Raw genomic sequence first — 11,565 nt, 5'->3', positions numbered from 1 at the left:
CCCCCCCCCCCCCCCCCCCCCCCCCCCCCCCCTCCCTCAACGAGCGGCGGGCCTCCCGGCTCCTCCGGTGCACGGAGTCCAGACACGCGCTCTACCGATCACGGGGCCTCGACGACGCGGCCCGCGCCGGCGCCGGCGACGCGGCGGGCGTTGACCGCCTGGTCGAGGCCGTGCGACACGGCGAGTTGCGGCACACCGGCGGCGAGCGAGGTCATGACGACGCCGGCGCCTCCGTGGTGCACGACTGCCGCGCACGACGGCAGCAGCAGGTGCAGCGGCGTGTGCCCGACGACGCGCGCGTTCGGCGGCACCGTGCCAAGGCGCTCGCGGTCCGCGCCGGTCACCGCGACGACGACCTCGGCGTCGAGGTCCGCGAGGCCGGCGAGCGCCTCGGGCACGGCGAACGAGGCCGGGCCGTACATCCGGGTGAGGGACGTGCCCCACACCACGCACACCCGGGGGCGCCCCGAGGGCCCGGGCAGGTCGGGCGGCGCGGAGCCCGGGCCGTTGTACGGCACGTAACGCACCGGCATGCGCTCGGCCGTCAGCAGCGGCGGGGCGACGCCGGCGGGCGACGGGTCGATGACGTGGGTGAGGGTGCGCGCCGTGAGCGGCGGCAGCCCGTAGCGGTCGAAGGCGCCGCTGAAGTCGAGCGGCAGCGAGATGAAGCCGGGCTCGCTGTCGTCGGGCCCGCAGGGGCCCCACAGGTGCACGGCGGACGGCACGCCGAGTACCCCCGCGACGAGCGGCCCCTCCAGGCTGAACCGTTCGTGCACCACCAGGTCGGGCCGCCAGGCGCGGCCGAAGGCCACCGCGCGGTCGGTGGAGCCGGTGGCCGCCTCGACCAGCCGCGGGTGGTGGCCGGTGAACCACGCGTCCATGTCGAACTCGTCCAGGGACGCGAGCGGTTCGCCGGTCACCGGGTGCGGGGGCAGGCCGGGCAGGCGCCACTGCCCGTCGCGCGCGTCGACGTAGTTCTGCAACCGGCCCTGGAGGGCCATGTCCCAGCCGCCGTCCAGGATCGGCACGGGCGTCAGCCCGGCGCGCGTCAGCGGTTCGGTCTGCGACGGCGCGCACACCACACGCACGTCATGCCCGGCCGCGCGCAGCGCCCAGCCGAGCGGCACCATCGCGTGCCAGTGGCCGGGCCAGTCGGACACGGCGAACAGGACGCGCAGGGCCCGCCGTCCGCCGCGCCCGCCCCCACCACGGTCGGTGCCGGTGTGCTCCGCGTGCTCCACGTGCTGCTGCGCGTCTGGGCGCCCCATGTCCCGTCCTCCTTCACGGCGTCGTGCACGTCCGGCCGGGAGGCCCGGGTCCGGCACGGGGATCCTCACGGACGGGGCTCGAGCGCCGGTGGAAGCGGCTTCGCGGCCACGGCTCCAGCGGCGCGCGAGCGCGCGGGCCGACGATCGCCGTGCACGCGCCCGCGAGAGCCGGGCGCCGCGTCGAGAGGGAGAGGCTGATTCGCATGCCGGAGACGAACCCGCGCCAGAGCGTCGCGGAACTGACAGGTGCATGGTTGATCGATCCGGCCAGGACGCGGGTGTCCTTCACCCTGCGCAAGCTGGGCGTCATCACGGTCAAGGGCACGCTGCCCGTCCTGGACGGCCGGGTCGACTGCGCGCCCGGCGGCGTCCTCACCGGCCTGACGGCGCGGCTGGACGCCACGGGCTTCGAGAGCGGCAACCCGCAGCGGGACAAGGACGTGAAGGGCAAGCGGTTCCTGGACACCGCGAACCACCCCGAACTGCGCTACACGGCGACGTCGGCGGCGCGGGAGGCCGGCGGCTGGCGGGTGAGCGGGCAGCTCACGGTCCGCGGGAGGACGGCCCCGCAGGACCTGTTCGTCGCGGACGCCCCCTTGGACGGCACGGCCCCGACCCTGCGGGCCACGGCGGTCGTCGACCGCACGGCCATGGGCGTGACCGCCATGCGCGGCGTCGCGGGCCGGCTCCTGCGGATCGACATCGAGGCCGTACTCACCGCCGCGCCGTGACCGCCACGCGCGCGCACGCCCCTACGGGCCCCGGCGCCGCGCACGGGGCCCGCGGGGAGGCGTCAGAGCCGCCTAGCGATGAACCACCTCGCGGGGTGTTCCGAAGCGCGCCAGGTAGTGCCACACCTTCTTGACCCTCTGAGATTCGTACCGACCGGCACGCACAGCGTCTCCGAGGATCCGGGGGTCGAGTACGCCGTCGACAGCGATCCGCTTCCCCAAGTCGACGTATTCCTGGCCGCGATAGCCGGGGTGACGGCGGAGTTCCTCGACGGTGAGGAGGAATCCGGGATGCCACTCGACCGGGCACCCCAGCCGCAGGGCCGCGTCCTCGACAGCCGTGCCCCGGTAGCAGGGGTCCAGTACCAGGGCCTCCACGTCGCAGTGCGGTCTCACCGGACCATGCACATGTGCCTCGATGTAGTCGTCGAGATCGTCCTTCCGGTCGGCGAGGGCGAGCTCGATGAGCGCCATGCGGTCCGCGGTGCCGAAGTTCGCGGGTTCGAGGCAGCTGTCCGGGTAGCAGAACGTCGTCCGCGCCAGCGTCTCGGCAACCAGCCGGAAGTGAGCGGAGCCGAACCGCGGAGCCCCGCCGACCGGCTTCCCGCGGAAGTTCAACGCCCCGTAGACCGGCCGCTCGTGGGCAGGCGCCTCGTCGTACGCCCTGTCGAAGATACGGCTCTCCCAGCGCCATCGGTCGCCGCCGTGGTACGCCGTCAGTCCACCGTTGCTGGTTCCTGTCACGAACTGCGAGTGGTAGAGCCCCGCTTCGGCCATGGCGTCCAGCATGGGGAGGTCTCGCAGCAGGCGGTCCGGATGGAAGTTGAGGGTCACGCGCAATGACGGATCAACCGCCGGGCCCGATGACAGTCCCGCGACATGGCGAAGGGCCCGTTCCCGCGCTGTCTCCGATGTGGCGGCGCTCATCGGCACAGTGTTTCCTATGCTGACCAACAGATGCACGGCGTTATCCGGAGCGGCGGCAGGTATGACGAACATGAACGAAGGCCTGGCGCGGGTACGTGCCGTGCGCCGCCGGCTAGCGCAGGAAGGCCCGCCGTGGGCGCGGGACCACGAAGGGGACTTCGAGACCGTCACGGTGCCGGAGCGCCACTGCGACCAGCTGCGCGACCTGATGGTCTCCGAGCGGGCGGAGACGGTCGTCGAGATCGGTCTCGCGTACGCGAGCTCCGCGCTCGCCATCGGTGAGGCGCTGGCAACGGTGGGCCGACCGTCTCCCCGGCACGTCATCATCGATCCGTTTCAGGAACGCGAGTACGCGAACACCGGCTGGGACCTGCTGCGTTCGGCGGGCCTGGACTCGATCGCCACCCTCATGGCCACCCCGTCCTCCCTCGCGCTCCCGCGGCTCCTGGCCGAAGGCTTCACCGCCGACGCGGCCTTCGTGGACGGCAGTCACCGGTTTCACGAGGTCTTCGTCGACCTCTACTTCCTGCGCAAGGTCGTCCGGCCCGGGGGCCTGGTCGTCATCGACGACGACTGGTGGCCCTCCGTCCACACGGCCGTGAACTACTACGAGCGGAACCTGGGCTGGACGGCGGTCCCTGACGCCTTCCCCGGCGAGGCGACCGGGGCCGGGCCCGACGGCAGGCAAGCGGCCCGCTGCAAGGCTTTCCGCCTGCCCGACCCGTCGTTCGAGCCGTCCTTCGAGGACTTCCGCCCGTTCTGACGCGGTGACTTCGGTCAGGCCGGTGTCAGGGTGGTGGCCAGGGCTGACGGGGGTGGCATCGTCGCGACCTCGTCTTGCAGGTTGCGCGCCGCGCGTGTGAGGTCGTTGTCGTCCAGGAGCCTTGCCACCGCGGTGGCGAAGCGTCGCGGGTCTTCCTGTTCGTCGGCGCCGAGGACGAGCGCCGCGCCCCGCGCCTCCATGGATCTGGCCAGCTCCGCGAGCACCGGGGCCTGGGGCAGGACCAGTTGGGGCAGGCCCGCCGCGAATGCGGCGAACGCCGTGCCCGAGCCGCCGTGGTGGACCACCGCGTGGCAGGCGGGGAAGAGCAGGTGGAACGGGAGCGACCGCACGACGCGCGTCCCCTCCGGCACGGGCCCGAGGTTCTCCGCCTGCGCCGGCGTGAGCGCGAGTACCGCCTCGGCGCCCAGCGAGGTGACCGCCTCCAGCGTGTCGCGGAAGAGGCCCGCGCCGGCCTGCCCGCCGTACTTGCTGCCCGCCGCGCCGCCCGTGACGACGACCCGCGGCCTGCCGGGGTCGTCGAGCAGCCAGCCGGGCACCGTGCCCGGGCCGTTGTACGAGACGTGGCGCAGCTCGGTGCGGTCGCCGTCGAACGGCAGCCGCAGGCTCGGCGGGCAGGGGTCGAGCCAGCCGCGCGGCTCGACCACGGGCTCGGCGCCGAACCGCTCGAACAGCCGCAGGTAGGCGGGTAGCGGCCCGGTGGACGGGTGGAGCCGCTCGATCCTGGTGACGGCGGGGCTGCCCGCGACGAACCCGTACGCCGGGACGCCGAGCGCCGCCGCCGCGACCGGGCCCGCCAGGCACAGCGAGTCGTACACGACGAGGTCGGGCGCCCAGCGGCGGCCGAACGCGACGAGGTCGCCGAGCATGGCGTCCGCGACCATGAGCTGCTTGTCCGCGAGAGCGCGCAGGACGTCGAGCTCGGCCTCGCCCAGGAGGTCGGGGCGCGCGGACCAGCCGGTGGCCCACTCGCCGCGGCTGCGCCAGGGCGCCAGCCGCTCGCGCCCCGCCATCTGCGCGACGGCGACGTCGGGACCCGCCGCCACCGCGGAAAGGCCGGTGGCCGCGACGGCCGCGGCGCCCGAGGCGGGCGCGGCCACCCGCACCTCGTGCCCCGCGGCGCGGAAGGCCCAGGCGAGCGGGACCATCGGGAAGAGGTGCGAGGGGGCGGCCCAGGTGGCGAAGAGGACACGCACGGCACGTCACCGCCCGTCCGGGGCGCCGACTAGCTCCGGGCGATGCGCCGGGGCGTCGGACACCGTGGGTGCCAATGCCCGCGTACGGCCGTCGCGCGCGGCGCCCGCTCGCAGCGCGCGCAGGAGCTCAGCGGTGAAGCTCGGGGCGAGCCCGGCGTCCACCACGTCCGTGCGTACGGTCACGGTGATCTCCGCGCCGCCGTCCGGCAGCGGCTCGACCTCCACGACGAGGCGGTAGGCGTTCTCCCGCGGGTCCATCACCTCGCGCAGGCGGCTCACGCGGCAGCCGGGCAGCTCGGGCACGGGCGCCGGGTTGTCCTGGAGGATGAACATCGGCAGCGTCAGCAGCGCGCCGACGTCCTGCACCTGCGCGGCGGCGAGCGCGACGTCGCGGAAGGCGATCTCCTGGTGGGCGAGCGACTCGCGCACCACTGCCTCGGCGTGGGCGAGCGGCAGGGCGGGTCCCTCGCCGTCCGGCGTGGCGCGCAGGCAGACCACGTCGGCCCGGGTCGTCACGGCACTGTCCATGAGGCGGCCGCCGCGGCTCGCGGTCGGCACGCAGATCCCGACGTCCGCGAGGCCCGTCAGCGTGCGCAGCGCCTCGACGACGGCCGCGTACCAGCGCACGAAGCGGCCGGCGCCCGCCGTACCCGCGCCGGAGCCGCCCGCCTCGTCCGCGCCGACGCGGGTGCGGTGCACGGCCACGGGGCCCGTGGGCGCCGCGCCTGCGCGCTCGCCCGGCAGGACGACGTCCGGCAGGCCGCGCAGGGCCTCGACCCAGAAGTCCCGCTGCTCGGCCAGGTCGATCCTGGCCAGGTAGGCCGCGTGCTCCCCGTTGGCCTCGGCCAGGGTGGCGGCGGGGCGCAGGAAGCGCGGCGCGCCGGCACGCAGCCGCTGCGCGTACGCGAACGACAGGTCGTCGGCGAGGAGCGCCTGCGACCAGCCGTCGAAGGCGATGTGGTGGATCGCCATGCCGACGAGCGCGCTGCCGCCCGCCGCGTCCGGCAGGACGACGGTCCGCCAGATGCGGCCCTCGCCCACGGACAGCGGCTCGCCCAGCGCCGCCTTCAGCAGCGCGGGCGCCTGCTCGCGGGGCGCGGCGGGCAACACGGTGAACTCCGGCTCGCCCGGCTGCCGCGGCAGGACGGCCACGCCCGCGCCGCGCATCTCGTAGTGTGCGTGGAGCGCCTGATGGCGGCGGTGCACGTCGCCTGCGGCCGCGCGCAGGGCGCCGAGGTCCAGGGGGCCGTCGACGCGCCAGGCGAGCGACGCCGTCTCGTCGCGGCTGAGGAACAGGTCCTGCATGGTGGTGAGCGGCACGGCACCGGCCGCCAGGTCGCATCCGGCGCCGGCGGAAGCGGCGGCTCCGGCGTCCGCGGGAGCGGCGGCTCCGGCGTCCGCGGGAGCGGCGGCTCCGGCGTCCGCGGGAGCGGCGGCTCCGGCGTCGAGCCACGCGGCGAACGACCGGACGTCGGGCGTCCGGTGGAGCTGTGCGGACTGCACCGCGCCCTCGGACGCGCTCAGTCGCGCGCACAGCCTGGCCGCGTCGAGCGAGTTGCCGCCGAGGTCGAAGAAGGACGCGGTGAGCGGCACGGACGCGCGGTCGAGCACGGACGCGAACGCCCGCGCCACACGGCGCTCCGTCGCGTTGACGGGCTCCTGGGCGGCGGCGTCCCGCGCGGATTCGCCGGCGTCGGGTGTGCGCCGCGCGAGCACCGCGAGGTGCTTGCGGTCGAGCTTGCCCTGCGGGGTCAGGGGCAGCCGGTCGAGCCGGAACAGGCGCGCGGGCACGAGGTGGGCCGGCAGCCGCGCGGCGAGCAGGTCGCGCAGCCCGGCCGGTTCCAGCGTGCCGGTGTAGAAGAGGGCGAGCGCGGTGCACGAACCGTCCGCCGCGGTCACCGGGACGACGGCGCGGTCCCGCACCCCCTCGACGGCGCTGACGCCCTGCTCGATCTGCTCGGTCTCGATGCGCATGCCGCGCACCTTCACCTGACGGTCCGTGCGGCCGGCGAAGTGCAGCACGCCCTCCGCGTCGAGGTGGCCCACGTCGCCCGACCGGTAGACGCGGTGGACGGCGCCGCCGATCTCGACGTCCGTGAACTTCTCCGCGGTCATCGCGGGGTCCAGGTAGCCGCGCGCGAGGCTGTCGCCGCCGAAGCAGAGCTCGCCGCGCTCGCCCGGGGCGCAGGTCCTGTCCCCGTCGAGCACGTAAATCCCGGTGCCGGTGACGGGCAGGCCGAGCGGCAGCCCCTCGTCCGCGAGGCAGTCGGCGCGGGTGATGGCGTGCCGGGAGACGATGACGGTCGCCTCGACCGGGCCGTAGACGTTGGAGACGCTCGCGGCCGGGTGGCGGTCCATGAAGCGCAGGATGTGGTCCTTGGACAGCTTCTCGCCGCCGACCATCACGTGCCCGATCCCGTCGAACGCGTCCACGCCCTCGTCCACGAGCATGTTGAAGAGCGACGTGGTCAGGAAGGCGTGGGTGACGCCCTCGGACGCGGCGAGGCGCGCGAGGGGCCCGGGCAGCAGCGGCGACTCGGCGAACACGACCTTGCCGCCGCACAGCAGCGAACCCCAGCAGTCGAACGTGAACCCGTCCCACGGGGACGCGGCGACCTGGAGCATGGCCGTGCCGGGCCCGAAGTCGGAGAAGACGCAGTCGTCGAAGAGGCGGACGGTGCCGCGGTGACGCGAGAGCACCGCCTTCGGCGCGCCCGTCGTCCCCGACGTGAAGAAGACGCTGCACACGTCGTCCCCGTCCACCTCGACGGGGGTGGGGCGGCGGTGGCCGCCCCGGTCAGCGCCTCGCGGGTCGCCGGGCGCGGCGAGCACCGGGACCTGCCACGGCCCCGGCAGGTCCGTCACCGCCAGCGGCGCCGACAGCCGCTCCATCAGCCCCGCGGTGTGGTCCGCCGGCCACTCGGGTGCGAGGGACGCGTAGGCGGCGCCGCGCTTGAGCACGGCGAGCATGGCCACGACCAGTTCGGGACCGCGCCCCATCACCAGGGGCACCAGGTCGCCGCGGCCGACGCCCGACGCCTCGAGGATGCCGGCGAACGCGTCGGAGGCGGCGTCGAGTTCCGCGTAGGTGATGCGGCGCTCGCCGTCGGCCATCGCCACGGCGCCCGGCGTACGGGCGGCGCACCAGGCGAACAGGCCGTGCATGGTGTCACCACGCCGGTAGCGGCCGGGCCTGGCGCCGGGCGCCGGTGCGGTCGCCGGCGCGGACGGCGGCACGGGCGCCGGTGCGGTCGCCGGTGCGATCGACGAGGCGCTCGACAAGGCGTGCGGCGACGCGACTGGCGGTACGGGTTCCGAGCTGGTTCTTCCCACGGGTCTGCTCCCTCCTGGGCGGCTTGCGGCGCCGGCTGCGGTCAGCCGTCGTCTCTGTTCTTCCAGCGGAAGGTGAGCAGGCACAGCACGAGGCCGCCCACCACCCACGCGCCGAGTACCAGGGCCGTACGCCCGGTCTCCCACTGGCCGGTGACCTCGTTGGCCGCGTAGGCGTGCGGCAGGAAGACCGAACGCATGCCCTGGGCCAGCCACTTGAGCGGCAGCACCGCGGCGACCTGCTGCAGGTAGTGCGGCAGCTCCTGGAACGGGATGAACACGCCGGAGATGAACTGCACCACCATGAACGGCAGTACGACCATGGGGCCGCCGCCGTTGTCGCCCTTGATGAGGGTGGAGAAGGCGAGGCCGAGCAGGCTGCACCCGGCGATGCCGAGTGCGTACAGCCACAGGAAGTTCACCCACGGCCCCGCGCCGGTCGGCAGGTGCAGGTGGAAGAAGGCGGAGCCGACGATCAGGAGGACCGCGGCCTGGCCGAGGCTGGTGACCAGCACCACCGCGATCTTGCCCGCGAAGTACGCCGTCGGCGGCATCGGCGTGCCGCGCAGCCGCTTCAGCGCACCGTTCTGCCGCTCCAGGGACACCTGGAGGGCGAGGCTCTGGAAGCTGGTGGCGGCGACGCCCATCGCCAGCATGCCCGTCGCGTACAGCTGGCCCGCGGTGACGGACGTGCCGTCGATGTCGCCGCTGAAGATGGTCGAGAACAGGATGTACATGATCAGCGGGAGGCTGAAGCTCAGCAGCATCTGGCCCTTGGACCGGTAGAACTGCTTGATCTCCAGGACGGCGCGCGCCCTGACCATGCGCAGCAGCGAGGGCCGCCGGGCCTCGCGCCGCGGGGGCGCGGCGGCGGAGGGGCGGGTGGAGGTCTGGACGGTCGTCATCACGACTCCCCGATCATCTGGAGGTAGACGTCTTCGAGCGACGGGCGCGTCACGGTCAGCTCGGGCACGTCGCCCCCGAAGTGCCGCGCCAGCTCGCCCACGGTGCGCGTGGGGTTGGAACTCACCTGCTCCTGGGGGCCGTCGGGGCCGACCCAGCGGACGGTGGACGGGGCGAGGTGGCGCCCGCCGAGGTGGTCGGGCGTGGAGACGTCGACGACGGTGCCGCCGTTGACGACGCCGACGCGGTCGGCCAGGTATTCGACCTCGTCGAGGTAGTGCGTGGTCAGCAGGATCGTCGTGCCGGAGCTGCGCAGCTCCGCGATGAGCTCCCAGAACCGCCTGCGCACCTCGGGGTCGAACCCGGTGGTGGGCTCGTCGAGGAAGAGCAGCTCGGGGTTGCCGAGGATGCCGAGCGCGACGTCGAGCCTCCTGCGCTGCCCGCCGGAGAGCTGGGCGGCGCGGCTCGCGCGCTTCTCGGTGAGCCCGACGGCGTCGATGACCTCGTCGGGGTCGCGCGGGTTCGGGTAGTAGACGGCGAAGTGGTGCACGACGTCGGCGACCGAGATGTCGGCGAAGTCCTTGGCCTGCTGCAGGACGATCCCGATCCGGCCGCGCCAGGCGGCGCCGGCGCGGGCCGGGTCCTCGCCCAGCACGGACAGCTCGCCGGCGTCCCGGGTCCTGAAGCCCTCCATGATCTCGGTGGTGGTGGTCTTCCCCGCCCCGTTGGGGCCGAGCAGCGAGAAGATCTCCCCGTGCTGTACGTCGAGGTCGACGGACCTCAGCGCCACGGCGTCGCCGTAGCGCTTGGCCAGCCCTCGGGCGCGGATCACCGCGTTCGGCATGAGTACTCAGTCCTCCCGGTCCGGATGAGTCTTCGACGCTAGGGACGGCCGCTAGAGCCGCGGTCGAACCGGGTGCGGGGCGGCGGGAGGCGGCCGGGGTCCGACGCGTCGCGAGGGATCCTCCAGCGGCGCGCCGGACGCTCGGACGGCGCGGGCCCGCGCGCCGCGAGAGCGAGAGCACCGCGAGACCGAGACGCACCGCGACCACCCGGAGGACCGTCCATGCGAGTACTGATCATCACGACGCCGGTGTCCACGCACTTCGCCCCGCTGGTCCCCCTCGCCTGGGCGCTGCGCGGCGCCGGGCACGAGGTGCTGGTGGCGGGCCAGCCGGACGTCGTCGACGCCGCACGCGCCTCGGGCCTGTCAGGACACGTGGTGGGCGAGGCCTTCCACGCGGGGGAGTTGATGGCCCTCGGGCTGCCCGACGGGCTGCGGCCCATCCAGGCGGCGGGCCGTCCTGGGCCGCCCGCCTTCGCGGGGGCCGTACGCCCGTGGACCGCGCACACCCGCTACACCGTCGGCGGCTACCTGGAGTTCGCCCGCCACTGGCGGCCCGACCTGGTGCTCGCCGACCGGCTCGAGTACGGCGCGCTGATCGTCGGGGGCGCGCTCGGCGTCCCCGTCGTGCAGCACCGCTGGGGCGTCGACCCGGTCGGCGAGGTCGCGTGGGCCGCCGGGGCGCGCTCGCTGCGCGGCGTCTGCGAGCGCGCGGGGCTCGCCGGCGGGCTGCTGCCGCGGCCCGACCTCGTGCTCGACCCCTGCCCGCCGGGTTTCCAGGACCCGTCGCTCACGCCGGGGCAGCCGATCCGCTTCGTGCCGAACAACGGCCCGGGCACGCTGCCCGACTGGGCGCTCGAACCGTGCGAGGGGCGGCGGGTGTGCGTGTCGCTCGGCCGGCTGACGCTCGCGATGAACGGCACGGGGCTGCTGCGCTCCATCGTCGGCGCGTTCGAGGGCCTCGACGGTGTGGAGGGCGTGGTCACCGTGGACGACGCGTACGCGGACGCGGTGGGCGAGGTGCCCGGCAACGTGCGCGTCGTGCCGCCCGTGCCGCTCGACCTGGTGCTCGACGGGTGCGCGGCGGTCGTGCACCACGGCGGCTCGGGCACGCAGCTGACGGCCACGGCCTTCGGGCTTCCGCAGGTGGTGCTGCCCGGGCACCTGGACACGTTCGTCGTGGGCGACCGTGTCGCCGCCTGCGGCGCGGGCGTCACGGTCGACGACGCCGCGGCGCAGGACGACAGCGCGGCCGTCCGCGAGGCGATACGCACCGTGCTGGACGACCCGCGCTACGCGCGCGGGGCGCGGCGGCTGAGGGCGGCGATGGAGACCCAGCCCACGCCGGCCGACACCGTCGGACGGCTCGAAGCGCTGGCCCGCGACCGCGCGCTTCGGAGGGTCGCCGCGTAGCGCCGCGTAGCGCCGCGTAGAACCGCACAGCGCCCACGGCCGTGCGCTGCCGAACCCGCGCGCCCCGCGCCCGAATCCCGGGCGCGGGGCCGCGGTGTGTCACGGCGGTGGTGGCGGGCGCGCGCGAAGGCGGCCCGTCCGGTCCGCGTCAGGGTGCGGGCCGGGCGGGCCG

At 74.8% G+C, this 11,565-nt stretch carries 9 protein-coding genes; 3 read left to right on the top strand and 6 right to left on the bottom strand.

The window, feature by feature from the left end:
• Positions 1–98: 98 nt before the first annotated feature.
• Entirely contained in the window at positions 99–1,268 is a 1,170-nt protein-coding gene (locus tag JFN87_RS28400; protein WP_245182152.1) for a nucleotide disphospho-sugar-binding domain-containing protein, read from the bottom strand.
• Between the two features lie 203 nt (positions 1,269–1,471).
• Between JFN87_RS28400 and JFN87_RS28395 the strand changes: the two genes are divergently transcribed.
• A complete protein-coding gene (locus tag JFN87_RS28395; RefSeq protein WP_209344572.1) occupies positions 1,472–1,999 on the top strand; it encodes a YceI family protein in 528 nt (175 codons plus the stop codon).
• A gap of 72 nt (positions 2,000–2,071) precedes the next feature.
• Here the strand turns inward: JFN87_RS28395 and JFN87_RS28390 are convergent, their stop codons facing one another.
• Positions 2,072–2,926, bottom strand: a complete 855-nt coding sequence (locus JFN87_RS28390; RefSeq protein ID WP_209344570.1) for a DUF3626 domain-containing protein — start codon at positions 2,924–2,926, stop codon at positions 2,072–2,074.
• A 61-nt stretch (positions 2,927–2,987) separates the two neighbouring features.
• Between JFN87_RS28390 and JFN87_RS28385 the strand changes: the two genes are divergently transcribed.
• Positions 2,988–3,689, top strand: coding sequence for a class I SAM-dependent methyltransferase (locus tag JFN87_RS28385; protein WP_209344568.1), 702 nt, complete (start codon positions 2,988–2,990; stop codon positions 3,687–3,689).
• A gap of 14 nt (positions 3,690–3,703) precedes the next feature.
• Here JFN87_RS28385 and JFN87_RS28380 read toward each other — a convergent pair whose 3' ends face one another.
• The 4 genes from JFN87_RS28380 to JFN87_RS28365 are packed head-to-tail and all read right to left on the bottom strand — an operon-like array spanning position 3,704 to position 9,980.
• The gene (locus JFN87_RS28380) at positions 3,704–4,903 is read right to left on the bottom strand and encodes a nucleotide disphospho-sugar-binding domain-containing protein (protein WP_209344566.1); all 1,200 of its coding nucleotides are present in this window, start codon (positions 4,901–4,903) and stop codon (positions 3,704–3,706) included.
• 6 nt (positions 4,904–4,909) lie between these two features.
• Positions 4,910–8,236 carry an AMP-binding protein gene (locus JFN87_RS28375; protein ID WP_209344564.1) on the bottom strand — a complete coding sequence of 1,109 codons (3,327 nt, stop codon included), beginning with the start codon at positions 8,234–8,236 and terminating at the stop codon, positions 4,910–4,912.
• 41 nt (positions 8,237–8,277) lie between these two features.
• Positions 8,278–9,138 carry an ABC transporter permease gene (locus JFN87_RS28370; RefSeq protein ID WP_209344562.1) on the bottom strand — a complete coding sequence of 287 codons (861 nt, stop codon included), beginning with the start codon at positions 9,136–9,138 and terminating at the stop codon, positions 8,278–8,280.
• Positions 9,138–9,980: an ABC transporter ATP-binding protein gene (locus JFN87_RS28365; RefSeq protein ID WP_209344561.1), complete on the bottom strand. Its 843-nt coding sequence runs from the start codon at positions 9,978–9,980 to the stop codon at positions 9,138–9,140. The genes JFN87_RS28370 and JFN87_RS28365 overlap by 1 nt, the downstream gene beginning before the upstream one ends.
• Before the next feature lie 222 nt (positions 9,981–10,202).
• Between JFN87_RS28365 and JFN87_RS28360 the strand changes: the two genes are divergently transcribed.
• Positions 10,203–11,393, top strand: a complete 1,191-nt coding sequence (locus tag JFN87_RS28360; RefSeq protein ID WP_209344559.1) for a nucleotide disphospho-sugar-binding domain-containing protein — start codon at positions 10,203–10,205, stop codon at positions 11,391–11,393.
• Positions 11,394–11,565 lie beyond the last annotated feature (172 nt).

Origin of the sequence: Streptomyces montanisoli (assembly GCF_017813245.1) — a bacterium.
GTDB classification, from domain to species: Bacteria; Actinomycetota; Actinomycetes; order Streptomycetales; family Streptomycetaceae; genus Streptomyces; species Streptomyces montanisoli.
The sequence above is the reverse complement of the archived record's forward strand: the minus strand, read 5'-3'. Positions and strand labels throughout refer to the sequence as shown.

What these genes read in the sequence shown, in the direction of transcription:
- JFN87_RS28400 (WP_245182152.1), bottom strand. Translation starts at nt 1,268, where the DNA reads ATGGGGCGCCCAGACGCGCAGCAGCACGTGGAGCACGCGGAGCACACC.
- JFN87_RS28395 (WP_209344572.1), top strand. Translation starts at nt 1,472, where the DNA reads ATGCCGGAGACGAACCCGCGCCAGAGCGTCGCGGAACTGACAGGTGCA.
- JFN87_RS28390 (WP_209344570.1), bottom strand. Translation starts at nt 2,926, where the DNA reads ATGAGCGCCGCCACATCGGAGACAGCGCGGGAACGGGCCCTTCGCCAT.
- JFN87_RS28385 (WP_209344568.1), top strand. Translation starts at nt 2,988, where the DNA reads ATGACGAACATGAACGAAGGCCTGGCGCGGGTACGTGCCGTGCGCCGC.
- JFN87_RS28370 (WP_209344562.1), bottom strand. Translation starts at nt 9,138, where the DNA reads ATGACGACCGTCCAGACCTCCACCCGCCCCTCCGCCGCCGCGCCCCCG.
- JFN87_RS28365 (WP_209344561.1), bottom strand. Translation starts at nt 9,980, where the DNA reads ATGCCGAACGCGGTGATCCGCGCCCGAGGGCTGGCCAAGCGCTACGGC.
- JFN87_RS28360 (WP_209344559.1), top strand. Translation starts at nt 10,203, where the DNA reads ATGCGAGTACTGATCATCACGACGCCGGTGTCCACGCACTTCGCCCCG.